This is a genomic window from Allobosea lupini, assembly GCF_900109525.1.
Lineage (GTDB): Bacteria > Pseudomonadota > Alphaproteobacteria > Rhizobiales > Beijerinckiaceae > Allobosea > Allobosea lupini.
This window is the reverse complement of the sequence record NZ_FOAN01000002.1, coordinates 803573-828377: the sequence shown is the minus strand read 5'-3', so window position 1 is coordinate 828377 and position 24805 is coordinate 803573. Positions and strand designations below refer to the sequence as shown.

Here is a 24805-nt window from a genome sequence, read left to right as displayed (position 1 = left end):
CGCGGATGCGCAGGCCCATCCCAGTGGCGAGCGGCGCGACGCGGCCCGCAACGGTGCGCTCGCCGCCTTCGGGCTGATCGCCTTCCACGAGCGCGACTACCGCGAGGCGGCTCGCCTGCTCGGCGCCGCCCGTGACGGCTTGCTTACCGTCGGCGGCAGCCACGCCCAGCGCGACCTGTTCGAGCAGGCCTATGCCGAGAGCCTGATCCGGTCCGGAGAGCACGATCGCGCCGCGATCGTCCTGGTCGAGCGCCTGGCGCGGCGCAAGGGTCAGAACCGCTTCGCCAGCCGCCGGCTCGAAAAGCTCGGGCGGCTCGGAAAGACGGCGAGCGGCCTCGTCGCCGCGCTCGCCGTCGCATCCACCCCGCTCGCCATCGCCCACTGATCCCACGGAAAGGATCCGCCATGACCACCGCGACCATGACCCAGGCCTTCGCGCTGCCTTCCACCCGCACCGTGTTCAACCTCGCCATCGGTGGCTTCGCCGGCCTCGGTTTCTGGGAGCTGTTCTCGGCCGTGCCGACCGCCTGGTTCGCCGAATATCCGCTGGAGCCGCCGGAGCTGGTGAAGTCGCTGTTCGCGCATCAGTTCGGCCTGACCCTGTCGACGCCGACTGCCAAGCTGCTGCATTTCGTCACCGGCTTCCTGTTCTACCCGCTCGGCTACTGGCTGCTGACCCGCTGGGTGAAGAGCTTCGGCATGCCGGCCGATGGCTGGATCTGGGGCGTGGTCACCTATTTCATCGCGCTCGCCTTCTTCGCCCCGCTCGCCGGGCAGCACTTCCTCCTGAACGACGTGCCGCGCCTGTCTGCCATGAGTCTCGTCGGGCATGCGATCTACGGCTGGCTCGCGGCCTATGTCTTCGAGGCGCTTGAAGCGCGCCGGTCCTGAGCAGGAGACGGCACAATGCTCGACAGACGCACATTCATCCATCTTGCGGCTGCAGCGCTCGCCGCCGCCGGCAGCGCCAAGGCCGAGGCGCAAGCGGATACACCCCGCCTGGTCAATACGCTGGGCTCCCCGGGTGGCGTCGCGATCCGCGGTTACGATCCCGTCGCCTATTTTCGTGATGGCGGCCCGCGGCTCGGCAAGCCGGAGTTCTCGGTTCGGCATGGTGGCGCCACCTGGCGCTTCGCCAGCGCCGAGCACAAGGCGCTGTTCGAAGCCAATCCGGAACGCTACCTGCCGGCCTATGGCGGCTTTTGCGCCTACGGCACCTCGCGCGGCTATCTCGTCAAGATCGAGCCCGAGGCCTGGTCGATCGTCGATGGCAGGCTTTATCTCAACTACGATCTCGGCGTACGCGAGACCTGGGCGCGCCGGACCAAGACCTATATCGCCCGGGCCGACGGGAACTGGCCGAGGCTTACGCCAAAGGACATCCGCTGAGGGGCGGGCGCAGGGGCGAGCCCATGCGCGCGCTCCTGCCCGGAATCAGCCGGTCGCCTCTCTGAACAAGGCTTCGGCAGCGGCCTCGGTCAACGGCAGGGGGTTGCCGCCGGCGGTCGGGTCGACGATCGCCATCTTCGCGAGCCTGCCATAATCGAGCCCGGTGACGCCGAAGGATGTGAGCGTCTCGGGAACGCCGAGCTCGCGGCGCAAGGTCACGATCCAGTCGTAGAAAGCCTCGAAGCTCGGCTCCAGCCCGATATAGGCGGCGAGCCGCGCGATCTTCTCCTCGATCGCCGCGCGGTTGAAGTTGAGGACATAGGGCATGAACACGGCGTTGGTCATGCCGTGATGGGTGTGGTGGACCGAACCGATCGGGTGCGACAGCGCGTGGATGGCGCCGAGCCCCTTCTGGAAGGCGGTCGCGCCCATGGCGGCTGCGGCCATCATCTGCGCTCGCGCCTCGATATCCGTGCCATCGGCGACCGCGCGCGGCAGGAAGACCTTGCAGAGCCGGATGCCCTCGACCGCGATCCCGTCGGCCAACGGGTGGAAGCCCGGCGCGCAATAGGCTTCGAGGCAATGGGCCAGAGCGTCCATGCCGGCGCCGACCGTTACCTTCGCCGGCAGGCCGACCGTCAGCTCGGGATCGCAGATCACGATCTGCGGCATCATCTTCGGGTGGAAGATCACCTTCTTGGTCTGCGTCGTCTCGTCGGTGATCACACCAGCGCGGCCGACCTCCGAGCCGGTGCCCGCCGTCGTCGGGACGGCGATGATCGGGGCGATGCCGGCCGGGTCGGCGCGCGTCCACCAGTCGCCGATGTCCTCGAAATCCCACATCGGCCGGCTCTGCCCGGCCATGAAGGCGACGACCTTGCCGCAATCGAGCGCCGAGCCGCCGCCGAAGGCGATGACGCCGTCGCTGCCGCTGTCCCGCAGGACCTTCAGGCCGTCCTCGACATTCGCCGCGACCGGATTGGCCTGGACGCGGTCGAACAGCGTGACCTTGAGCCCGTCGGCGATCAGGCGCGCCATGGCGTCCTTGATCATCGGCAGGCCGGACAGGCCGGAATCGGTGACGAACAGTGGGCTTGCGATGCCGGCGGCGCGGCAGGCCTGCGCCAGTTCGCTGATCCGTCCCGGCCCGAAGCGGACGGCGGTCGGGTAATTCCAGTTGGCCTTCAGCGTCACGGGTCGCCTCTTTCAGAACGCAGTGCGGAGATGGAAGGATTTCGGGCGCGTCAGCGTCTCGTAGCCGATGCGGGAGAGCGTCGCGCCGCGGCCAGTGTCCTTGACGCCGGTCCAGGCCAGAGCCGGGTCGAGATAGTCGCAGCGGTTCATGAAGACCGTCCCGGTCTCGAGTTCCGCACCGAGGCGCGCGGCGGCCTCTTGATCCTGCGTCCAGAGCGAGGCGGTGAGCCCATAGGGGCTGTCGTTCATCAGCGCGACCGCCTCGTCATCGTCCGCGACCGCCATGATGCCGACGGTCGGCGCGAAGCTCTCGTCGCGCATCAGGCCCATCTGGTGGTTCACGTCGACCACGATCTGCGGCGCCATATAGGGCGTGCCGATGCGGTCGCGCGGGAACAGGCCGGAATCGATGAGCGCTTTAGCACCGCCACGCACGGCTTCGATGACCTGCCCACGAGCGAACTCTGCCGCTTCGGCCTTCACCATCGGGCCGAGCGTCGTCGTCTCGTCGAGCGGATCGCCGAGGAGATAGGTCTTCGTCAGCGCGACGAAGCCGTCGACGAACTCCGGATAGAGGTCGCGATGGACATAGATGCGCTCGATACCGCAGCAGGATTGGCCGGAATTGAAGAAGGCGCCGTCGACGAGATTCTCGACCGCCAGGGCAAGGTCGGCATCGGCCCTGACATAGGCCGGGTCCTTGCCGCCGAGCTCGAGCCCGAGGCCGATGAACGTGCCGCTCGACGCCGCCTCCATCGCCTTGCCGCCCGCGACAGAGCCGGTGAAGTTGACCTGATCGACCTTTCGGCCGGCGATTATCCGGGCGGTCTGGGCATGGTTGAGCGCAAGGTTCTGGAACAGCCCCGCCGGGAGCCCCGCGACCTCCGCGGCCTTCTGGAAGCGCTCGCCGACCAATAGCGTCTGGGCCGCGTGCTTGAGGATGACGGCATTGCCCGCCATCAGAGCAGGCACGACCGTGTTGACCGCGGTGAGATAGGGGTAGTTCCAAGGCGCGACGACCATGACCACGCCGAGCGGCTCGCGCGCGATCCAGCGCTCGAACTTGACCTTGGGCTCGGGCTGCAGCGGCGCCAGTGCGCTCGCGGCGATCTCGATCATATGGCGGGCGCGCTCCTCGAAGCCGCGCAATTCGCCGGCGCCGTAGCGGATCGGCCGGCCCATCTGCCAGGCGAGCTCGGGAACGATCTCGTCCCTCATCGCCAGCATCGCATCGACGAAGGCGGAGCAGAATCGGGCACGGCGGGCGATATCGAGCCTGCGCCAGTCGCGTTGGGCGTCTCGGGCCGCGCTCAGCGCCGCAGTGATTGCGGCATCGCCGGCGACCTCCCTCTCGGCATAGATGCGCCCGTCCACGGGCGACACGCAGCGCACTACATCGGTCATTGCCTGGCTATCCGTCTCAGTAGCGTTCGAAGCCGCGCTTCAGTTCCCAGTCGGTGATGCGGCGGTCGTATTCGAGCTGCTCCCAGCGGGCGGTGTGGACGTAATGGTCGACCACGTCATTGCCGAGTGCGGCCCGCAGCATTGCCGAGCCATCGAGCGTCTGCGTCGCCTCGCGTAGCGTATTGGGGATCTGGCGCAATTCCGCCCCGCCATAGGCGTCGCCGACGAAGGCCGGCTCCAGCTCGAGCTTCTGCTCGATGCCGGAGAGGCCGGCGGCGATCAGCGCCGCAAAGGCGAGATAGGGGTTGAGGTCGGAACCGCCGATCCGGCACTCGATTCGGATTCCCTTGGTGCCGGCCCCGCAAAGCCTGAAGCCCGCGGTGCGGTTGTCGTCGCTCCAGACGGCGCGCGTCGGCGCGAAGGTACCGACCTGCTGGAAGCGCTTGTAGGAGTTGATATAGGGCGCGAGGAAGTAGGTGATCTCGCGGGCATGGGCGAGCTGGCCGGCCACGTATTGGCGCATCAGTTCCGACATGCCGTGCTCGTTATTGGGGTCGGCGAACAGCGATTTTTCGCCCGTCGCATCCCAGAGCGAGGCGTGGACATGGCTCGAGGAGCCGGCGAGGTCGTAGCGCCATTTCGACATGAAGGTGACGGCCTTGCCCTGGGCGTGGGCGATCTCCTTGATGCCGTTCTTGATCAGCACGTGGCGGTCGGCCATGTCGAGGGCGTCGGCATAGCGGACATTGATCTCGGCCTGGCCCGGGCCCCATTCGCCCTTGGAATTCTCGACCGGTATGCCGCTGTCGTGCAGCCCGTTGCGGATCGCCCGCATCACCGGCTCTTCCTTGGTGGTCTGGAAGATGTGGTAGTCCTCGATGTAGTAGCCGGCGGTCTTCGGATCGCGATAGCCTTTGGCGTGGATCGCCTCATAGCTCTCGTCGAACAGGTAGAATTCGAGCTCGGTGGCGAAATAGGCCTTGATGCCCATGGCATCCAGGCGAGCGAGCTGCTTCTTCAGCATCCCGCGCGGCGCATGCGGCACGTCCTCATGGCTGTGATGGTCGAGCACGTCGGCGATGACCAGCGCCGTGCCCGGCAGCCAGGCGATGCGCCGCAGCGTCGCCATGTCGGGCCTGAGGACGAAGTCGCCATAGCCTTTCGACCAGTTGGCGGCGGCGTAGCCGGGGACCGGCTCCATGTCGATGTCGTTCGCCAGCAGATAATTGCAGGCATGCGTCTCGTCATGGGCGGTCGCGACGAAGTGCTCGGCGTGGAAGCGCTTGCCGATCAATTGCCCGGCCATGTCGACCATGGCGACGATCACGGTGTCGATCTCCCCGGCTGCGACCGCAGCCTTCAGGGCCTCGAAGGAAAACGCAGCGGGCATCGGCATCCCTGAAGGCTGGAGCGGCGGAAGCGCAATCGTCGAAGGACCAAGAGAAGCCCAGTTCGGCCAGCTCGTGCAACTGTTCTGCGGGGTGTTGGCAGCGATCGGGAACAGATTTGTTGCCGGCTATCGGATCGACGGTGTCGCCGTCGGCCTCGCTGCGGCCAGGGCAGCTGAGCCTGTGCTTGCGACCGAACAAGGGAAGGCGCTATGGGGGAGGGATGCAATGCTGCCGCCCGCTCCACGGGCGGCCTTTCCAACTCGCCTCTCGTGAATCCGGCTGCAGCGGAGCCGAGCGCTGGACACCATCGCACGGCTCCGGCGCGCTACGCCGGATTCCGGAGCTGCGCGGCGTCGCCGCTGGTCAGGAATGCTGGCTCGGGTGCTCGTGAAATGTCCTGGCCGACACGCAAGCTTGGCCAATTGCACCCAAGCGCGCGGCGCAATGTTTCGCATGGCCAGCAGGCGATCGACGAGGAGCAGCGGGCGAATAACGCGGAGTCGCGTCAGGCGGCGTCGTTCAATGGAAGTTTGGTAGGGAGAACCTGGCCGGCGGAGGGCACCGCGCCCTCCGCCTTGCCCTGTCTGGCTAGCTCCAGAAGCCTGCCTGGTGGTCGCGCGGAGAGAACGTTTCGCTGACGTCCTGCTGCTGCGCTTCGTGGTTCTCCTCGTGGTCGTGCTCGGTCTCGAGCACACACTCACAATCGTGCCGTTCCAGCATTGATCGCTCCTTTCGAAACGTGGGGAGGTTGCTTCGGCACGGGTTAGATATGAACTATTGCTGCATCGCACAAGCAATCTTAGCGGGTGCGGGACAACCGCCAGCGCATGGAACAAAATGAACACCGCGAAATCAGCTGCTGCCGGCATCCTTTGGGCCGGCGACGGTCGCCGATTGTTGCTCTGCCGCGCGGTCGAGGCAGGCGGCCATTTCCGCGGTGCCCCATTTGAATTTCGAGCATTGCTCGGTGCCGATGGTCAGATTCCTGGCGACGCCGCGCGAGCTGTCGCCTCCGCTGCAGCCGGCGAGAACGATGGCGATTGCCGCGAGTGCTATGCGCATGGTTGTCCCTCCTTCCGACCGGCCGAGTCGAGCAGGCGCATGGGGCGATAATTTGATCGGGCCCGCGCAGGGATGCGCGAGCCCGATTTTGGCGGCCTGACGCTGCGGGCGGCAAGCCCCTATTTCAGGAAGCCGGCCTCGCGGAAGGCCTTCTCGGCGCCCGGATGCAGCGGCACCGGCTGCGTCTTCCAGGCAGTGGCAGGGTCGTAGCGGCCCATCGCCTGGTAGATGTTCGCCAGGCGCGACTTGTTGGCGATGATCGCCTTGGTCATCGCGTAGACGAAATCGTCGGGGAGTTCCGAGGAAACCAGGTAGATGTTGCCCATCGAGGAGACGGAGACATCCGCGCTCTGCAGCTCGGGGAAAGTGCCGGCCGGAATGGTGCCCTTGGAGTAGCCGAACTTCTCGGTCAGGACGTTCTGCAGGTCCGCCGGGAAGGCGGCGAACTTCACCTTGCGCCGGCCGTCGACGATCTGGCTCGCCAGGCCCGAGGGGATTTCGCCCGCCGTCCACAGCACGCTGAACTGGTTGTCGTTGAAGCCCTGGATCAATTCGCCATAGGCCGAGATCACGACCTTGCCGCCGCCCGCGCGGATCTTGGCGAAGGAATTGCCGTAGTGCTCGAGCGCCCGCTGCAATGTCAGGTGCTCGGAGGTCGCGGCCGAGGTCACGCCGATGGTGAGCTTGGGGTCGGCGAGGATTTCGGCGAGGGAGCGCTTCTCCTCCACCGGCACGTAGACCATGAAATAGACGTCGACGCCGGTCGAGCCGAGCGTGCGCAGCTTGTCGTGCTTCTGCTTGTAGGGCTCCTCGCCCCTCAGCGCCGCGGCGCTGAGGAAGTCGATGCCCATGCCGATCTGGCTGAGCCCGGCCTGGATGCGGCTGGGGTTATCCTTGCCGCCACCCGGCACGATGCGGATGTTCACCCCCGGCGTCGCCTCCATCACCAGGGTCGAGACGCCGGTGGTCTGGGTGAACCAGGCGCCGCCTGGCGAGCCGGAGGTCCATTCCAGGTTCTTGCTCTGGGCCGCGGCGGGCAGGGGCGCGGCAAGGGCAGCGCCGATGAGCGCCAGCAGCGAGAGACGTGGGAGGAAGCGTGACATCCTTCAGGTTCCGATCATGGTGAGGGTTGCGGTTCAGGCGGTTCGGGCGGCGTCGTCTGCGTCGAACTCGGCGAGCGTGGTCTCGTTGGCGGGGTAGAGTCCGACGAGCTGCGCGCCGGCGGCGACGCGCTTCTGCACCCAGAGCTCGAACCGGTTCTGTTTCTCGCCGCCGATGGCGACCGCTTCGGCGAGCTCGGGCGGGACGACGAGGACGCCGTCCTCGTCGGCGACGATCAGGTCTCCCGGCCAGATCGCGGCGTCGCCACAGCCGATCGGCTCGCCCCAGCCGGCGAAGCTGAGCCCGCCGATCGAGGGTGGCGAGGCGGTGCCGCTGGCCCAGATCGCCAGGCCGACCTGGCGCAGGCCGGGCAGGTCGCGCACGACGCCGTCGCTGACGATCGCCTTGACGCCCTTGAGCCGGAGGCGATCGGCGAAGATGTCGCCGACCGTGCCGGCAGCAGGATGGCCGCGTGCGTCGATGACGACGATGCTGCCGGGTGGCGCCGCGTCGATCGCGGCCGGCAGGGCGCCGGGCCAGCCATAGCTCGCCGGCACGGCCTTGTCGTCGCGAGCGGGCACGAAGCGCAGGGTGAAGGCCGGGCCGCAGACAGTCTTCTCACCAATGAGCCGGCGCGGGCCGGACAGATAGCTCTGGCGTAGGCCGTGCTTGATCAACTGGCTCGACAGGGTCGGCGTGCCGATCGCGGGGAGGCGGGCCTGGATGTCGTTTGCCATGGCTCTGCTCAGTCGAAGGCCGGATCGACCGGCACGCGATAGGCGGTGACCAGTCGATTGGTCTCGTTGGCCATGCCGATCACCGCGACGAGCTCGGCGAACATCGCCTCGCTCATCCCGGCCTTGCGGGCGGCAGCCGTGTGGCTGGCGATGCAATAGGTGCAGTTGTTGGTGACGCTGACCGCGAGATAAATGAGTTCCTTCGTCAGCGGATCGAGCGCGCCCGGCGCCATCACCTCCTTGATGCTCTCCCAGGTCCGCTTCAGCGTCTTGGGATCGCGGGCGAGGTATTTCCAGAAGTCGTTGACATCGGGCACGTTGCGGCTGCGCTTGATGTCGTCGATCACCGCTTTCGCTTCGGGCGAGGCCTCCTCATAGGAGACCGGCTTCGGCCTGCTGCTCATGCTGCGTTCCTCCCTTGCTCGATCGGCCCGGCGATGTCGCCGAGCGTCACCGGTTTCACCGGCATGCGGATGCGCAGGTAGCCGATCTCGGCCGGCGAGCGGCCGGTCAGGGCCGCCATCGCTTCGGTGACGCTGTGGCCGCACATGCGTCCCTGGCAGGGCCCCATGCCAGCGCGCGTGAAGGCCTTGAGCTGGTTTGGCCCCTGGCATTGCTCGCCGACGGCGGCGGCAATCGCCCCGCGCGTCACCTCCTCGCAGCGGCAGAGAAGCGTGTCGTCGTCGCCGGGCGCGAGGAATTGCGGTGCCGGTCGGTAGAGCGCTTCGAGGAAGGGGCGGATCGCGCTTTCGCGGCGCAGCCTGGCGAAAGCTGGAGCGGCGGCGCGCTCCGCGGCCTCCTGCGACAGGCGGCCGAGATCGGCGCAAATCGCGAGCGCCGCGATCTCGCCGGTCAGCTCGGCGCAAGCCGCGCCGAGGATGCCGCCGGCATCGCCGGCGATCAGGATGTCGTCGCGGCTGGAGCGGCCCCAGCGATCGCGCTCTGGCCGCCAGCAGCGCTGGCTCTCGTCGAAGACATGGCGGCAGCCGAGCGCCATGGCGAGATTGACGTTGGGGATGACGCCCTGGTGCAGGAAGACCGTCGCGGTCGCGATCTCGCCGCGTTCGCCGCCGGCCTGCCAGCTGATGCTGCGGACGGCGCTCTCGCCCTCGATCCGCAGAGCCTCGACATGCCTGACGACCTTGATGCCGGCCCGCCTGATCTCCGCCAGCAGACCGAGACCCTTGCGCAGATAGGATGGCGCCGTCAGCGCGCCCGGCAGATGGCGCAGCGCCTTCAGGCGCGCTCCGCGTGGTGTCGTGTCGAGCAAAGCGGCGACCGGCACGCCGGCGCGGGCATATTGCGCCACGACGAGATAGATCAGAGGCCCGCTCCCGGCGAAGACGGCGCCGGGCGCGGCGCTGGCCGCGGTCTTGAGCAGGATCTGGGCGGCGCCTGCCGCCATCACCCCGGGCAGCGTCCAGCCGGGGACCGGGAAGGCGCGCTCCATCGCCCCGCCAGCGACGAGGATCCGCTGCGCCTGGAGGCTTCGCGGGCCGTCCTGCCCGGAGAGGTCGAGCGTGCCCTTCTCCTCCTGCCAGACCAGCGAGCCCGGCCGGTAGTCGGCGCCGCAGGCGAGGAAGCGCTCCGCCAGCGGTCGCCCGGCGTGGTAATCGCGGCCAAGCACCGCAGCGGGTAGCGGCGCCGGCTCGGTGACGGCCCGGAAGACCTGCCCGCCTGGAGCCGGCTGTTCGTCGATCACCGCGACGCTGAGCCCATGCCGTCGCGCGGTGATGGCGGCGGCCATGCCGGCCGGTCCCGCGCCGATGATGGCGAGGTCCACGGTTCCGCTCATGCCTTGCTCCCGATCGCAGGGAGGAGGGCAGCGCCCTGCTGCGGCTCGACACAGATGCCGGCGCGCACGCGCTCCTGGCAGGCCTGGCGGTTCGGACGGCCGTCGATGGTGACGAGGCAGTCGAAGCAGACGCCCATCATGCAATAGGCGGCGCGCTCGCGCCCGCCGGCCGGCGTGGTGCGGAACGGCCCGAAGCCCTCGCGCAGCAGCACGGCGGCCAGCATCTCGCCTTCGGGCGCGCTGACCACGCGACCGGACAGGACGATGCCGACCAGGGGCCGGTCAGGCTGCGCGAGTTGCTTGAACATGGAAGCGGGCCGGAGAGAAGGGCATGGCGATATCGTCGGGCAGAGCGCCGGCGGCGATGGCGCCGGCGAGGGGACCGGCATGGAAGGGGGCGAGCGTCACCCCGCTATGGACCGAGGTCAGGAAGGCTTGCGGGTAGTCAGTTGAGTGCTGGTAGATCGGCTGCCCGTCCGGGCTCATCACCCGGAGCGCCCCCCAGGCGCGTACGGCCCGGACATCGCGCAGGAAGGGGAAGACGGTGGTGGCGCGCCGGGCCGTGTCCTGCAGGACATTACGGGTGGTGGCTTCCTCGAAACCGGCTTCCTCCGAGGACTCTCCGCAGATCAGCCCGCCATCGGCTGTCTGGCGGATGAAGCTGATGCCGCGCGGCATGAACGGGCGCAGCTTCTCGGTGATCAGGATCTGGCCGCGCGCCGGCCGCACCGGCGCCTCCAGCCCGAGTTGCGGCGCCAGGCGTGCATTGCCGAGCCCGGCGGCGAGCACGATCCGGTCGGCATGGCCTACGCCGGCGGCAGAGGCGATGTGGAAGCCGCCGGCGTCCGGCGCGATACTTTCGACCCGTGCACGCGGCAGGTAGCGCCCGCCGCGCTTCTGGAAGGCGGCGAGCAGGGCGCGCAGCAGGCGCAGCGGGTCGACCATGCCGTCGAGCTTGCAGAACGTCGCGCCCGCGACGTCGTCGCCGAGCATCGGGAAATCGGCCCGCATGTCGGACAGGCCTACGCGCGCATAGCCGCTGGGGATCTGCGAACGCGCCTCGGTCGCCTCCAGCTGTCCGGCGCGCTTGTCGAGCTCCTCGGGCGAAAAGCAGCAGAAGAAGGCGCCGTCCTGCCGGAAACGCAAGTCGATCCCGGTTTCGTCCGTCAGTGCCGCGGCGAAGCCGCGCCAGGCCAGGGCGGCTCGGCGGGTGAGCTCGGCATAGGGTGGGCTCGCCAGCCCTTTGCCCTGCACCCAGACATTGCCGAGATTGCCGCGGGCGGCGCGGTGCGCGATGTCGCCCTCGTCATAGAGCGCGACGCTAGCCCCGCCGCGCACGAGCCCGAGCCCGATCGCGGCGCCGACCAGGCCGCCTCCGACGATCGCGATCTCGGTTCCCGCCGCCATGCCAGCGCCTCAGCGCTCGTCCTGCCGGAAGCGGCGTGGCCGCAAGCCGGCATGGAACCAGTTCACCAGCGACACAGCGTCATAGACCGGCACGCCGAACTTCTCGACGATGTCGGCGCTGTAAGGCGTGAGATTGGTGCATTCGGAGACGATCGCGCCGATATTCGGATTCTCGCGCAACAGGCGGCCGGCCGCTTCCAGCACCTCGGCCCGCAAGGTGTCGAAAGGCACGCTGTTGTCGCCGTCGCGGATCGAGCGGACGAACTCGCTGTCCTGAGGCATGCCGACGACCGGCGTGTCGGCGGCGACGGCGACGCCCTCGAAATAGCGCCCGCTCAGCGAGGCCGCGTTGTAGGTGAGGACACCGACGCGCTTCGAGGCTGGGATCAGGCGCTCGACCATGGGTACCTGCAGCAAGGCGCTGGTCGCGACCGGCACGGAGCAGAACTCGGCGAGCTCGCGCTGGTAGATCGAGAGGAAGCCGCAGGTGGTGGTGATGCCGTCGACCCCGGCGTCGATCAGCTCCTGCGCCGCCGCCTTGAACTTGTCGAGCAGGTCGACATTGTGCAGGTCGGTCATCCGCGCCGGAATCGCGTCATGGACGATGCGGTACTGCACCGGGAAGTTCCAGGTGCCGGCATGGCCGATATCGCCGAGGAAGCGCTCGAAATAGGAGCGCACCATCAGGATGCCGACGCTCACGCCATAATAGGTCTTCTTCCGCTCATTCAACGCAGTTCTCCTTCGGCATGGCTGACCAGCGCCGGCTTGAGTTCGGGCGCAGTGCCGCGCGCGCTCGCGATCCGGCTCATCAGGATGGTGGCGCCGACCAAAGCGATGCCGGCGAGCCCGCGCTGCCAGACCGGCACGATGTAGGCGAGCGAACACAGGCTGCCGGCGGTGACATAGGCGAGGCGCAGCCAGGCCGGCAGCGGCCCCCAGGTGTAGCCGACGAGGCCGGCCGAGATCAGCACCAGCCCGGTCGCGAGCGCGATCGCCGTCGAGACGATGCCGAACAGCGAACCCTCCAGGATCAGTCCGGGCTCGTAGATATAGGCCATGCCGGTGACGAAGCCGCCGAGCGCGAAACGACAGGCATACCAGCCGGTCGTCATCGGCGGGGCGCCGGCGATGGTCGCGGCCGCATCGGCGACGGGCGCGACCGGCGGCGAGGCGTCGGCGAGGACGGCGAAGTAGAAGATGAAGAGATGGATCGCGATCAGCGGCACGCCGTGCTCGGCGATCAGCGGCGCGCCGATCGCGGCGGTGATGATGTAGGCCGGCGTGGTCGGGATGCCGACGCCCAGGAACAGGCAGGTGCCGGCGATCAGCAGCGCCAGCAGCAGGAGCGAGCCGCCGGCCGCCGCCTTGATCATGCCGGTGAAGGCGAGCAGCAGCCCGGTCGCGGTCAGCGCCGCGGTGATGATGCCGGCGGAGGTCACGGCGACCGCGATCATCGAGATCAGGAAGCCGCCGTCACGTAGGGCGATGAAGAGCGCGCGGGGCCCCATGCGGGTATGGCTCCGGAGCGCCGCGACCGCGACCGTCGCGATCGTGCTCCAGAACGCCGCGAGATAAGGCGAGAACCGCATCATCATCATCGTCACCAGCAGCGCGAGCGGCAGGACGAGATGGGCGTCGCGGGCGAGATCGGACAGGCTGGGCAGCATGTGGCGCGGGATCGCGCCGATGCCGAGCTTCTTCGATTCGTAGTGAACGGCGGCGAGGATGTTGACGTAATAGAGCGCTGCGCCCATCGCCGCCGCGACGATGATCGCCGAATAGGGCACGGCGATCATCTCCGACATGATGAAGGCCGCCGCGCCCATCACCGGCGGCACCAGCGGCCCGCCGACGCTCGCTGCTGCCTCTATGCCGGCGGCGAAGACCGGGCGGAAGCCGAGCCGCTTCATCAGCGGGATCGACATCGAGCCGGTGACCACGACATTGGCGACCGACGAGCCACTCATCGTGCCGAACAATGCCGATGAGATCACCGCGACCTTGGCCGGCCCGCCGGTGAAGCGTCCGCCGGTAAGGGCGCCGAAATTGCCGAAGAGCCGGCTCATGCCGCTCGCCTGCATCAGCGAGCCGAAGATCAGGAAAGAGGCGACGATGGTCGCGCTCATCACCGTCAGCGAGCCGTAGAGACCGCTGCCGACCGAGAGGAAGTTGATCTCGGTGATGTGGGCGAAGGTGAGCTCGCGGTAATACCAGGCGCCCGGCAGGAGATGGCAGATCGCCATATAGCCGATCACCGCGACGACGAGGCCTGCGAGCGTGTAGGAGATCGACCGGCGCGTCGCCTCGACCACGGTCGCGACCATTGCCGTGCCGAGCACGTACTGGACCGGCGTCAGCGGGTCGATGAAGCTTGTGCGCTCGTAGATCTGCTCCTGGTTCAGGTAGATGTAGACATTCGGCACGAAGGCGCAGACCGCCAGCACGAGGTCGAGAAGGCTCGGCCGGTTCTTCGGCGAATGCTCGGTCGCCGGAAACAGCAGGAAGACCGGCGGCACGAACAGCGCCAGATGGATCGCAGCGAGCTCCAAGGGCTCGGGATAGCCCGTGCCGGCGAACCAGATATGGACCAGCACCGCGGCCACCGACCAGAGGCCGAGAAGGACGCCTGGAATTCCGTCTATCCGCCGCATCGTTCGTTGCCCCCGAGCGCAGCCGCCATGCCGGACATGCACCGACCGAAACCTGAGGAAGAACGTCGGGCTTGACGGGTTCCCGCTTTTGTCGATTGCATGCAATAATCAAGACAGCTAAGTTCCGTGTCGTCAATTCTCTTTGACGCGCAATTTTCGGAAAAAATTTCTCCACACCGAACGGATCGTTCGTTGAGGCGGACAACTCCCGGTTGCCTGGCGAGCGGGTATGATCTTGCAGGGAATCGCGGATGCCGGGAGCGGCGCAAGGAATGGAGGCGGGAACGTGACGGTGCCGTTCAGCATGCCGATGCTGGAAGCCTCAGTGCGACGGGTCGCGGCCCAGCCGCTGCCCCAGCAGATCGCCGCCCATCTGCGCGAGCTGATCATCCATGACGAGCTGAAGCCGGGCGAGCGGATCCGCGAGCAGCCGCTGTCGCTGGAGCTCGCCGTGTCGCGCACGCCTTTGCGCGACGCCCTCAAGATCCTTGCGGTCGAGCGGCTGGTCGACCTGCACCCGAACCGCGGGGCGACTGTCGCGAATCCCAGCGTGGATGAGCTGCGCGACCTGCTGCGGGTCTACTCGACCATGGAGGGCCTGGGCGGGCAGATGGCCTGCGAACGCGCAGTTCAGGGCGATATCGACGCCGCCCACCGCTGGCACCAGGAGATGGTCGGGGCCTTCGAACGGCGTGACAAGCTCAGCTATTTCCGTGCCAATCAGGCCTTTCACCTCGGCATCATCGCGGCCTCGCGCAACGCCTCCCTGATCGAGGTTCACGGCCAGCTCAATCTGCGTCTGCACCGCGTGCGCTATCTCGCGATCATGCAGCAGAAGGACTGGACCTTCGTCAGCAACCAGCACGAGGCGATCATCGAGGCGCTCGACAAGCGCGACGGCGCGCTACTCGGGCGGCTGCTGGTCGAGCATTTCTCCAGCGCCTGGCGGGCGCTCGACCTGCTCGAGGCGCAGCAGGCGACGGCAGTCGATACGCCAGCTGCGGCCGGGCTCTAGCGCGGGAGGACGAGATGCTGCCGCAGCCGGAACGACAGACGCTGGCGACACATTGGGGCACCTATCGTGTCAGGACGGAGGCGGGCCGCCCCGTCGCGCTCGATCCATTCGAGGCCGATCCCGATCCTTCGCCGATCGCCTCCGCGATGCTGGAGGCGCGCACCGCCCCGGCCCGCATCCTGCGGCCGGCAGTGCGACGCTCTTTCCTGGAGCGCGGTCATGCCGCCGGCGGGCAGGGTCGCGGCGGCGAGCCCTTCGTCGAGATCGGATGGGACGAGGCGCTGGCGCTGGTCGCAGGCGAACTCGACCGGGTGCGCAGCCACCACGGCAATGGCGCGATCTATGGCGGCTCCTATGGCTGGGCCAGCGCCGGGCGCTTCCACCATGCGCAGAGCCAGGTCCACCGCTTCCTCAACACGATCGGCGGCTACACGCGCTCGGTCCAGAACTACTCCTTCGCCGCCGCCGACACGATCCTGCCGCATGTGATCGGCGATCGCAGGGGGCTCGCCAGCGGCCATACGCCCTGGCGGCTGCTGGCCGGCCATGCCGAGCTGATCGTGATGTTCGGCGGTGCCTCGCCGAAGAACGCACAGGTCTCCTCCGGCGGACTCAGCCGCCACGCTTTGCGCGAGGGCATCCTCGCCTGTCGCGATAACGGGGCGGAGCTGGTCTCGATCAGCCCGATCCGCGACGACACCGCGCTGGAGGCCGGCGCGCAATGGTGGGCGCCGCGGCCGCAATCCGACGTCGCTCTGATGCTCGGCCTCTGCCACACGCTGTTGAGCGAAGGCCTGCACGATCGCGACTTTCTGGGGCGCTGCACGACCGGCTTCGACAAGGTCGAGGCCTATCTCACCGGCGCCGCCGACGGCACGCCCAAGACGGCGGACTGGGCTGGGGCGCTCTGCGAGATCCCGGCCGAAGAGATCCGTGCGCTCGCCCGCAGGATGGCGGCGAAGCGGACCTTCATCATGATGTCCTGGTCGCTGCAGCGCGCCGACCATGGCGAGCAGCCTTATTGGATGGCGATCACCCTTGCTGCCATGCTCGGCCAGATCGGCCTGCCCGGAGGCGGCTTCGGCTTCGGCTACGGCTCGGTCAACGGCGTCGGCAATGCCGCACAGGAGATCACCTGGCCGTCGCTGCCGCAGGGCGAGAATGCGGTCGCCGACTTTATCCCTGTCGCGCGCATCGCCGACATGCTGCTCGATCCCGGCGGCGCCTATGACTTCAACGGCGAGCGCCGGAACTATCCCGACATCAAGCTGATCTACTGGGCCGGCGGCAACCCCTTCCACCACCATCAGGACCTCAACCGCCTGGTCCAGGCCTGGCAGCGGCCGCAGACGATCATCGTGCATGAGCCCTGGTGGACCGCGACCGCCCGCCATGCCGACATCGTCCTGCCCGTTACCACCCAGCTCGAACGCAACGATATCGTCTGCGCCAACCGCGACCTGATGCTCGCGGCCTCGCACAAGGCGGTCGAGCCGGCTGGCGAAGCGCGCGACGACTATGCGATCTTCTCCGGCCTCGCCGCGCGGCTCGGCGTCGAGGAGGCTTTCACCGAGGGGCGCGACGAGGAGAGCTGGCTGCGCCAGCTCTATGGGCTGGCGCGCCAGCGCATTGCCGCGGCCAATCTCGATATTCCCGATTTCGACAGCTTCTGGCGCCAGGGCGTGACGCTGCTGCCCGAGCCGGAGATGGTGAAGCCGCTGCTGGCCGATTTCCGCAACGATCCGCAGGCTCACCGGCTCGCGACGCCATCCGGGCTGATCGAGCTCTTCTCCGAGCGCATCGCCGGCTTCGGCTACGCGGATTGCCTCGGCCACGCCGCCTGGCTGCCTTCTCAGGAATGGCTGGGGGCGCCCGCAGCGGAACGTTTCCCGCTGCATCTGATCTCGAACCAGCCGGTGACCAAGCTGCACAGCCAGTACGACCACGGCAGCCATGCCCGCGACAGCAAGGTCGCCGGGCGCGAGCCGGTCCGCATGAACCCACGGGACGCTGCGAATCGCGGCCTGAAGGATGGCGACATCGTCAGGATCTTCAACGATCGTGGCGCCTGTCTCGCCGGTCTGCGCCTGTCGGATGCGCTGCGGACCGGCGTGGTCCAGCTCTCGACCGGTGCCTGGTTCGACCCGCTCGAGCCGGGTCGGCCGGGCACGCTCGACAAGCATGGCAATCCGAACGTGCTGACGCCAGATCGGGGCACGTCGCGCCTGGGGCAGGGGCCGAGCGCCCATTCCTGCCTCGTCGAGATCGAAGCCTATCGCGGGCGGCTGCCCGAGATCACCAGTCATGCGCCGCCGGCAATCGTGCCAACGAGCGTCGAAAAGCCTGAATGAGGATTGCCGTGTCGACCAACCAGATCCGCCGCATCGATTCCAACGGTCGCCGCAGCCGCGTCGTCGTCCATAACGGCACGCTGCATTTCGCCGGCCAGGTCGCCGACGATCTCAGCGGCGACATCGGCCAGCAGACGCAGGAAGCGCTCGCCCGCATCGACAAGCTCCTGGCCGAGGGCGGCAGCGAGCGTCGCAAAGTCCTCAGCGCCACGATCTGGCTCAAGGATATGGCCGACTACACCGGGATGAACGCGGTCTGGGATCGCTGGATCGATCCCGACCACGCCCCGGCTCGCTGCTGCGGCGTGGTCGAGATGGCCGATCCGGGCATCAGGGTCGAGATCATCATGACGGCCGCACAGTAACCGGGCCTCGCGCGGCGCCGGATAGCCCTGAGCCGCGCGCTCATGCGAGCGATCAGCACTGGCCGTCTGTCAGCGGACGAACTTGACTCCGCCCGGCACGGCAAAGAGCGAGGCCGGCTGCGGCCCGACGACGACATTGCTGTCGCGGATGACCAGCGTGCCTTTCGAATTGCCTTGTTCGTCCGGGATGGTGTGCCTGGCTTCGATCAGGACACCGTCCTTGCGGCAGGTCAGCTGCGAAATCTGCTGGAGCTGTCCGTTGACGTCCGCGGTGATGGTGACGACGACAGTCCCGTCGCCGCGATCCTGGGAGTTTACCTTGATGTCGCGGCGCCGGGTATTGGGCGGCGCAGGAAGCCGCGAGCCGACCTTGGTCTCGGGGTTGAACAATGTGACTCCCTGGCCCGGGCCGTTCATGATCTTGACCTCGGGGCCGGCCTGGCCGGAGCTTTCCTCGCGGAGCTTGCCGCCGGAGACAAACACCTTGACCCGCAACGATGCGTCAGGGCCGGATATGCTGCGATCGGCACTGTAGGAGCCGGGCGCGACCTTGATGCATTCATTGGCGGCCGCCGTATGGGCGAAAGCGAGCGTGCCGCACAGCGCGAGGAGGGCCAGGCGGACGGGAATGGGGCTTGGGGTCATGACTGTCCTCATCGCAGGGCCGGGGGCAGGAGCTCGGAGCCCCGCAGCATGACGTCGCCGACGAGTCGCGAGACAGAGGTGCCGTCCCGGACGGCCGACAAGGCGGCACCCGTCGGCAGGTCGGCCTTTCGTTTCGCGATCGCGAGTGCCTTACCTGTATATTGCGACCGAAGATCGGGCAGTGTCAGCACTGTCTGGCCAACGATCGAATCGGCCATGTAATAGACCTCGGAGACCGCCCGGCGCAGCACGCTGAAATGCTGGAACTTGCCCTTGTCGAGATGTAGGATCACCGGGGCCGCCAGCTTCGGCAAATCCTCCAGTCCGATCTCCGCGCCGGCGGCCTGAAAGCCAAGTTTCTTGGCCGCGAAGATCAGATCGTCGAAAGAGACGCCGTTGCCTTCGCGATTCTTCCACTGCTCGGCGGTGTAGCGCGAGCGGATGATCTCGAGCACCTCGATCTCGGTCGTCGGTCGATTCCAGTAGTAGGTCAGGATCGTGGCGACCGACGCGGCGCCGCAGGTGAAGTCAGCGGTCTGGCCGACGACGCCGTCGAATCTGCGCTCCAAAAAGGATTTCGGCCTGCGCACCGAGCTCTCCTGGGCCGGAGTCTCCTCGGCCCGCGCTGGCAGGCCGCTAGCTAGCGAAGCGGACAAAGCCACACCGTAGCCCATGAAGCGGCGTCGTGTCGGTGCGGGTCGCAGCATGGCTGCCATCCTCAAAAGCGTTTGCGCAAGGACAGCGAGAAGGCGGCGTCTGCCGCATCGTCAGTCAGGCCAAGCGTCACGGCCGGCTCAAGCCAGAAATCTTGGCCGACCCGCTGGATCAACGTGAAGCGGGCGTTCAGGTTCTCGTTGACCGAATTGGCTACGGGAACGCCGCCAACCTTCAATCGCTCCGACAGTGAACCGTTGAAGGACACGCCCAGCGTCGTGCGTTCCGAGACGGCAAAGCCGAAGCCCATATTATAGGTAATGCGGTAGCCCGGCTCGACCTTGGTGCCGTTGAAGGTTCGCGGCAGCGCATAATCAGTGCCGACACCAAAGAACAGGATCAGCGGGTCGACTGTCTTGAAGAATTGAATCGAACCGCGCGGCACCCAATGGCCGCTCGACTGGTTGAGCGCCAGCGGATCGGTCGGAATCACGCCTGCGCGCAGGTTCTGGATATCATAAGGTGCATCGCCGGTCGGAATCGACAGGCCGAGCGTGAGCGCGGCACCAGGGTACCACTCACTCTCGCGCCATAGATTGGCGGAGGCCTGGACCGATATGTCGCTGAGCCCGGAGCGATTGCGCACGATGGTCTGGTTGAAGGCGTTGGTCCGGCGCTGCGAAGCGAAATAGGGCACGGAGAGAGCGAGTTCGACATCGTTGGCGATGCCGTAGCGCATGGTCGTGGTGGCGCGGAAGCTGCGATCATTCTGGACGAAGCTGGTGCCACGCCCATAGTCGAAGCTCTGCGAGACCTCGAACTTGTTGCTCTGTAGTGTTGGAATGTTGTCGCGCGCCAGGAATGCCTCTTGGGCGACAGTGCTCTTCTGCTGGGCCGCAGCTTGCTGCGCACCGCCTTGCGGAGTCTGGGCAGTCTGGTCGCCCGTGGCGGCAGCTTGCTTCTGTTCTCCGGCTCGGCCTGGCGATGACGCAGGCTTGGCCTTCTCGCGCTTGCTGACTTCGCCTTCAAGCAGCTTCAATCGCGCTTCGAGTTGCTGAATCCGGCGCTCAAGCAGCTCTTCCTTCGACTGGGCAAAGGCAGAAACGCTGGCGGTCACTAAAACCGCCAGCGACACTCCGGCCGAGCGCGCCGCGAGACGCGCGATGTTAATAGAAGTCTTACGCAACAAACCCAATCCCTATCCACCGGGCAGGCCGGAATCGATTGAAACAAGCCGGATCAGCCGAACGCGATCCGGCCCGTCGGTGGAGATATCAGACGTTATAGTACTGATAGTAGTAGGCGTTGTAGAGATACTGGGTCGCGTAGTATGAATAGTAATAGGCATTGTAATAATAGTCGGCGTTCGAGTAGACATAGCCGTAATATGCGTAGTAGTTCGCATAGTACGAATAATAATACCCGTAGTAGCCGTAGTAGTCGGCGTAATAGCCCTTGCCGACGACCTTCTTGTTGGCGTCAGGCGTCAGCACCTTGGCGCTGGCATTGCCGAAAATCTGCGCGGTGTCGGCAGCGGCCGGAACCGCACCGAGCGCAAGCACTGCGACGGAGGCGAGCAACAACTTCTTCATCGAGAGTCCCCTTGCTGTCACGACAGGCGAGAATGGTTCCACCTTGCAATAACTGGGTACACTGCTGACGTTGCGGCGTCAAGCAATGAATCTGACCTGAGAAAGATTTCGGTGAGTTTACCGTTCTTGTGGAAAAAGAATGAGCTATAAAAATTGAATTCACTGAAGTCTTATGATTTAAAAATTAAACTAACAATAATTCCTTTTGCAAAAATGATATTAAATCAAGGTCAATTCGCTTTTTTTGTTACTAAACTAGATAAACATGCCCTTAGGTCATGGAATTATAAACCTAGGCATATTCTTGTTTTAGGGTGCTGCTCATGTTTTGGCCTGAAACGTTGCGTATCGGGCCTTGTCAATCATGCGGGCCACGGCGCGACCCGGCGAGCGGCGTGCCTCTTACCCCTCTTCCGGCTCAATCTCGGCGATGGTCGGTCCGCTTGTCCGCTCATGCAAAAGATTCTCGGCAGCCTCTGGGATTCGACAAGGTGCTGGCGGACGGAATTGTACGGTTCGGCCGGAGCACCAACTGCGAGCCTCCCCGAGCCGCTCGGGGAGCGCTGCTGCCCTCGCCGACAGTCCATACTCCCCCGTGACGGGCGACCATGTCCAGGGGGTAGGGGATGCTACTGCGCCTCCAGCACCAGCTCCAGCGTCATCAGCACCGGATTGTCGCCGCGCTTGAGTGTGCCTTGCGCCATGCCGCCGGTATAGTCGACCAGCGCGATCGCGAGCGCCGCTTCCGGCTTGCCGTCAATGCCGGGGGCGACATGGCCTGCGGTGATCGCGATCTCGGTGGCAAAAGGTTCGATCGAGCGGCCATCACTGAAGCGCGCGCCGATCGTCGAACCGACGCCGCCATGGATGACGGCGTGGGCGATCCCGCGTTCGGCGCAGAACGTTTCCAGCGCGGTGAAGACGTCGCGGTTCGGCCGCAGCCGCAGCACGAAGAAGCGGCTTTCCGCTTTCGTGTCGCGACTTGGCTGTACCGCCGGCATGAACAGCTTGAAGTTGGTTTCAGGATCATGGCTGGCGACGAAGCCGGCGCCATCGAGCCCGACCGCATCGACGGTGACCGGCTGGGCCAGTACGCTCTGGTCCGGCAGGATGTGTCCGCCATTGTGCCGGCCGTCGGCCTCGCGCCAAAGCGCGTGCCCGTGGAAGAACGGGGCGCCGTCGCGCTCGCCGAAAGTCAGTGCGCCCGTCTCGATCCGGGTCACGCCCTCCGGCCGGAAGGTCTCGCTATAGAAGGCGGCATGCTCCGGCGTCGCCGAGAGCGCCGGCATGACATAGGCGAAGGGCGCGAGCGGAAGGCCGGCAGGAAGGCGCAGCACGCCGCTGAAGAAACCCTGGGCTGCGAAGGCCTCTGCGATCGCGTCGAGCAGCAGGCCGGGTTTCAGCTCCAGGGTCAGCTTGCGACCCCGGGCCTCGGCCCACTGGACACGCTCGGCCTCGGCGGGCCCCGGCTGCTCAATCGTCCTCACACTGAGCCTCCCGGCGTGCGGACGAAGTCGAGCAGGCCGCGCCTCTCCAATTCGTCGCGCACCAGGCGCTTGGGCACCTTGCCATAGCCGGATTTCGGCAGTTCCTCAAAGAAGAAGAAGCGCTTGGGCATCTTGTAGCGCGGGATCTTCTCGGCGAGGTAGCCCGCCAGCTCATTCTCGTCGACAGGGCGGCGCGCGACGCAGACGGCGACGCCGATCTCGCCCCAGACCGCATCTGGCACGCCGAGGACCGCTGCTTCCGCGATCGCCGGATGGGTGAGGATCTTCTCCTCGATCTCGCGCGGATAGATGTTCGAGCCGCCGGAGATGTACATGTCCGAGGCGCGGCCAGTGATGTAGACGAAGCCCTCCTCGTCCATATGGCCGAGATCGCCGGTGCGGAACCAGCCACTGCGGAAGGACTTCGCATTGGCCTCGGGGTTCTCGTAATAGCCGGCGAAGACGGCCGGGCCGATCACGCAGATCTCGCCGGTCTCGAACGGCTTCAGCTCCTCGCCTGCGTCGTTCTGGATCGCGACCTGGATGCCGGTTCGCTCGACGCCGCAGCTGCCGATGCGCGCCTGTGGCCCATCCTCTTCCTCGTGCAGATAAGTCGGCAGCACGGTGATGTTGCCGGTGACTTCGCCGAGGCCGAAATACTGCACCAGCACCTTGCCGAGCTTGGCCAGCGCCGTCTTCTGGTCCTCGCGATACATCGGCGCGCCGGCATAGATGACATGGCGCAGGCTGGAATGATCGTGCTGGTCGACCGCCGGGTGCTCGACCAGCATCTTCAGGATGGTCGGCACGGTGAAGATGTTGGTCACGCGGTGCTTTTCGATCAGCCGAAAGGCTTCGTCGATGTCGAAGCGCTCGGTCGGAAGCAGGATCGTCGGCGCGCCGCGCGCCGTCAGCACGAGCTGGTGCACGCCCGCGCCGTGCGAGAGCGGCGCGACGACCAGCGAGGCGTCTGCTTCCGTCGAGCCTGGCACGAGGTCGGCGAGGTGGTTGGTGACGACGAAGCCCATCTGGCCATGGGTCAGCACCGCGGCCTTGGAGCGGCCGGTGGTGCCGGAGGTGAAGAAGAACCAGCAGGGATCGTCGCGGTCGACGACGGCGTCCGGTACGCGCTGGCCCCGATGAGCGGCGATCGCTTCCGTAAGCGTCGTCTCGCCGAACGAGCCGGCGCCGATCCGCCAGGTAAACTGCAGCGTCTTGCTCTCTTTGGCGACAGCCGCGGCATGATCGGGAAAATCGCCATGACAGAGAAAGCCCTTGGCACCGGAGGAGGTGGCAAGATAGGCGACCTCGTCCGGCATCAGCCGGAAATTGGTCGGCACCCAGACCGCGCCGAGCCGGAAGGCGGCGAACATCGAGACGAACATCTCGCCGCAATTCTTCGAGTGGACGAGGATGCGATCGCCCTTGCCGATGCCGCGCGCGGCCAGCGCCGCGCAGAGCGCATGCGTGGCCGCATCGAGTTCGCGCCAGCTCCATTGCCGCTCGCCCCAGATCAGCCCGGGGCGGTCGCCGAAGCGGCGGGCATTGCGCGTCAGGAAATGCGCGAGGTTCATCACTCGCGTGGTAACGGGTTTCAGCCCGCCCGCCGGCTCGGCGCCCGCTGCGCTCGTCGTCATGGCGTCGTCTCCACTATTCTGATCTCGGCTGTCGCCGGCTTGGCCTGTCGCCGGCCGAGCATGTCGACAATCCGCGTCTCGACCTGCCGCGCCTCGTGACGCAGCAGCGCCCCAAGTTCATCCTGCCGCTGCGGCTGCATGCGCGAATCGATCGCGGCGATGCTGAGCGCCCCGGCGACACGCCCGTCGGGATAGCGTACGCCGACGCCGATGCCCCAGGAATTGGTGACGATGCGGCCGGGGTTGAGGGCGAAGCCCTGCTGCCTGGCAAGGGCGATATCGGTGATCAGCTGCGCCGGCGAATAGGCCGGGTAGCGCGCTGCGAGCACGGCGCGATTGGCCTCGATCATCGCGGTCGACTCGGCGTCCGGCATCAGCGCCAGCATGGCGAGCGAGCCGGCGCCGACACCGAGCGGGTGCTGGTCGCCGGCTTGCAAGGCATGGGTACGCACCGGCCAGGTGCCTTCCTCGCGATGCAGGCAGATGGCGAAGCGGTCGCGCCGGATTGAAAAGAAGCTGGTGTCCTGCGTCGTGTCCGAGAGCGCCCGCAGGCTGGGCATGGCGAGGTCGAGCAGTCCGTGGCGCTGGCCGCAGAGCAGTCCGAGCACGAAGGTCTCCTCGCCGAGATGGTAACGCCGCGTCCGCGCGTCCTGTTCGACCAGCCCGGCCCGCATCAGCGCTAGCAGCAGGCGCCGGACGGTCGGCTTGTTCAGCCCGCTTTCCCCGACGATCTCGCTGAGCGGCAGGCCAGATGCACTCTCGCGACCGACGAGCGCCAGCAATCGCAAGGCGCGATCGACGCTTTGCGAGCCTGACAGATCGGGCGTCGGCATGGACTCGGACTGCATTTCCTCGATCACGTTGGGGTCCATGATGCGGACCTCTCATCTGCGTTAAAGGTGTAGATGGCCGCGCTGGCGATTGC

General features: G+C 66.7%; 25 protein-coding genes and 1 pseudogene. 6 read left to right on the top strand and 20 right to left on the bottom strand.

The window, feature by feature from the left end:
* The 3 genes and pseudogenes from BMZ21_RS30320 to BMZ21_RS09450 all read left to right on the top strand — a co-directional run.
* Positions 1-385 (top strand): annotated as a pseudogene (locus tag BMZ21_RS30320) (hypothetical protein); the annotation flags it as partial.
* Between the two features lie 20 nt (positions 386-405).
* Positions 406-891: a hypothetical protein gene (locus tag BMZ21_RS09455; RefSeq protein WP_091832269.1), complete on the top strand. Its 486-nt coding sequence runs from the start codon at positions 406-408 to the stop codon at positions 889-891.
* Between the two features lie 15 nt (positions 892-906).
* Entirely contained in the window at positions 907-1389 is a 483-nt protein-coding gene (locus BMZ21_RS09450) for a YHS domain-containing (seleno)protein (RefSeq protein ID WP_091832266.1), read from the top strand.
* Between the two features lie 45 nt (positions 1390-1434).
* Here the strand turns inward: BMZ21_RS09450 and BMZ21_RS09445 are convergent, their stop codons facing one another.
* From BMZ21_RS09445 to BMZ21_RS09390, 13 genes are all read right to left on the bottom strand, one after another.
* Positions 1435-2583: an iron-containing alcohol dehydrogenase gene (locus tag BMZ21_RS09445; protein ID WP_091832263.1), complete on the bottom strand. Its 1149-nt coding sequence runs from the start codon at positions 2581-2583 to the stop codon at positions 1435-1437.
* Between the two features lie 12 nt (positions 2584-2595).
* Positions 2596-3987 (bottom strand): aldehyde dehydrogenase family protein, encoded by a 1392-nt coding sequence (locus BMZ21_RS09440; RefSeq protein WP_091832260.1) that lies wholly within the window; start codon positions 3985-3987, stop codon positions 2596-2598.
* Between the two features lie 16 nt (positions 3988-4003).
* The gene (locus BMZ21_RS09435; RefSeq protein ID WP_091832489.1) at positions 4004-5377 is read right to left on the bottom strand and encodes a glutamine synthetase family protein; all 1374 of its coding nucleotides are present in this window, start codon (positions 5375-5377) and stop codon (positions 4004-4006) included.
* A 589-nt stretch (positions 5378-5966) separates the two neighbouring features.
* A complete protein-coding gene (locus tag BMZ21_RS30990; protein WP_280141472.1) occupies positions 5967-6098 on the bottom strand; it encodes a hypothetical protein in 132 nt (43 codons plus the stop codon).
* A 132-nt stretch (positions 6099-6230) separates the two neighbouring features.
* Positions 6231-6440, bottom strand: a complete 210-nt coding sequence (locus BMZ21_RS09430; protein WP_091832257.1) for a hypothetical protein — start codon at positions 6438-6440, stop codon at positions 6231-6233.
* A gap of 119 nt (positions 6441-6559) precedes the next feature.
* On the bottom strand, positions 6560-7543 hold the full coding sequence (locus tag BMZ21_RS09425; protein ID WP_091832254.1) for a TAXI family TRAP transporter solute-binding subunit: 984 nt from the start codon (positions 7541-7543) through the stop codon (positions 6560-6562).
* Between the two features lie 33 nt (positions 7544-7576).
* Complete coding sequence (locus BMZ21_RS09420) at positions 7577-8278, bottom strand: RraA family protein (RefSeq protein WP_091832251.1); 702 nt, start codon at positions 8276-8278, stop codon at positions 7577-7579.
* Positions 8279-8286: 8 nt separating this feature from the next.
* Positions 8287-8682: a carboxymuconolactone decarboxylase family protein gene (locus BMZ21_RS09415; RefSeq protein ID WP_091832248.1), complete on the bottom strand. Its 396-nt coding sequence runs from the start codon at positions 8680-8682 to the stop codon at positions 8287-8289.
* A complete protein-coding gene (locus tag BMZ21_RS09410; protein WP_091832245.1) occupies positions 8679-10073 on the bottom strand; it encodes an FAD/NAD(P)-dependent oxidoreductase in 1395 nt (464 codons plus the stop codon). Before BMZ21_RS09410 ends, BMZ21_RS09415 begins: the two co-directional genes overlap by 4 nt.
* On the bottom strand, positions 10070-10381 hold the full coding sequence (locus BMZ21_RS09405; protein WP_091832242.1) for a (2Fe-2S)-binding protein: 312 nt from the start codon (positions 10379-10381) through the stop codon (positions 10070-10072). The genes BMZ21_RS09410 and BMZ21_RS09405 overlap by 4 nt, the downstream gene beginning before the upstream one ends.
* Positions 10356-11480: an NAD(P)/FAD-dependent oxidoreductase gene (locus tag BMZ21_RS09400; RefSeq protein WP_091832238.1), complete on the bottom strand. Its 1125-nt coding sequence runs from the start codon at positions 11478-11480 to the stop codon at positions 10356-10358. Before BMZ21_RS09400 ends, BMZ21_RS09405 begins: the two co-directional genes overlap by 26 nt.
* Before the next feature lie 9 nt (positions 11481-11489).
* A complete protein-coding gene (locus BMZ21_RS09395; protein WP_091832235.1) occupies positions 11490-12212 on the bottom strand; it encodes an aspartate/glutamate racemase family protein in 723 nt (240 codons plus the stop codon).
* Complete coding sequence (locus tag BMZ21_RS09390) at positions 12209-14134, bottom strand: TRAP transporter permease (protein ID WP_091832232.1); 1926 nt, start codon at positions 14132-14134, stop codon at positions 12209-12211. The genes BMZ21_RS09395 and BMZ21_RS09390 overlap by 4 nt, the downstream gene beginning before the upstream one ends.
* 286 nt (positions 14135-14420) lie before the next feature.
* On the opposite strand from BMZ21_RS09390, the gene BMZ21_RS09385 reads away from it, so the two are divergent.
* Genes BMZ21_RS09385 through BMZ21_RS09375 form a run of 3 tightly spaced genes read left to right on the top strand, consistent with a single transcriptional unit; the run spans position 14421 to position 17865 of the window.
* Entirely contained in the window at positions 14421-15149 is a 729-nt protein-coding gene (locus BMZ21_RS09385; RefSeq protein WP_167561583.1) for a GntR family transcriptional regulator, read from the top strand.
* Positions 15150-15163: 14 nt separating this feature from the next.
* Positions 15164-17500 carry a molybdopterin-dependent oxidoreductase gene (locus BMZ21_RS09380; protein ID WP_091832225.1) on the top strand — a complete coding sequence of 779 codons (2337 nt, stop codon included), beginning with the start codon at positions 15164-15166 and terminating at the stop codon, positions 17498-17500.
* Between the two features lie 8 nt (positions 17501-17508).
* Positions 17509-17865: a RidA family protein gene (locus tag BMZ21_RS09375; RefSeq protein ID WP_244543762.1), complete on the top strand. Its 357-nt coding sequence runs from the start codon at positions 17509-17511 to the stop codon at positions 17863-17865.
* Between the two features lie 69 nt (positions 17866-17934).
* Here BMZ21_RS09375 and BMZ21_RS09370 read toward each other — a convergent pair whose 3' ends face one another.
* The 7 genes from BMZ21_RS09370 to BMZ21_RS09340 all read right to left on the bottom strand — a co-directional run bounded on the left by BMZ21_RS09370 (position 17935) and on the right by BMZ21_RS09340 (position 24752).
* Positions 17935-18510 carry a LolA family protein gene (locus tag BMZ21_RS09370; RefSeq protein WP_091832219.1) on the bottom strand — a complete coding sequence of 192 codons (576 nt, stop codon included), beginning with the start codon at positions 18508-18510 and terminating at the stop codon, positions 17935-17937.
* Between the two features lie 8 nt (positions 18511-18518).
* Positions 18519-19226 carry a C39 family peptidase gene (locus BMZ21_RS09365; protein ID WP_091832215.1) on the bottom strand — a complete coding sequence of 236 codons (708 nt, stop codon included), beginning with the start codon at positions 19224-19226 and terminating at the stop codon, positions 18519-18521.
* Between the two features lie 2 nt (positions 19227-19228).
* A complete protein-coding gene (locus BMZ21_RS09360; protein WP_143079682.1) occupies positions 19229-20359 on the bottom strand; it encodes a hypothetical protein in 1131 nt (376 codons plus the stop codon).
* 79 nt (positions 20360-20438) lie between these two features.
* Positions 20439-20756 carry a hypothetical protein gene (locus BMZ21_RS09355; RefSeq protein ID WP_091832209.1) on the bottom strand — a complete coding sequence of 106 codons (318 nt, stop codon included), beginning with the start codon at positions 20754-20756 and terminating at the stop codon, positions 20439-20441.
* Positions 20757-21385: 629 nt separating this feature from the next.
* Positions 21386-22243, bottom strand: a complete 858-nt coding sequence (locus BMZ21_RS09350; protein ID WP_091832206.1) for a PCC domain-containing protein — start codon at positions 22241-22243, stop codon at positions 21386-21388.
* Positions 22240-23880 carry an acyl-CoA synthetase gene (locus tag BMZ21_RS09345; protein WP_091832203.1) on the bottom strand — a complete coding sequence of 547 codons (1641 nt, stop codon included), beginning with the start codon at positions 23878-23880 and terminating at the stop codon, positions 22240-22242. Before BMZ21_RS09345 ends, BMZ21_RS09350 begins: the two co-directional genes overlap by 4 nt.
* Positions 23877-24752: an IclR family transcriptional regulator gene (locus BMZ21_RS09340; RefSeq protein ID WP_244543761.1), complete on the bottom strand. Its 876-nt coding sequence runs from the start codon at positions 24750-24752 to the stop codon at positions 23877-23879. The genes BMZ21_RS09345 and BMZ21_RS09340 overlap by 4 nt, the downstream gene beginning before the upstream one ends.
* Between the last annotated feature and the right edge of the window lie 53 nt (positions 24753-24805).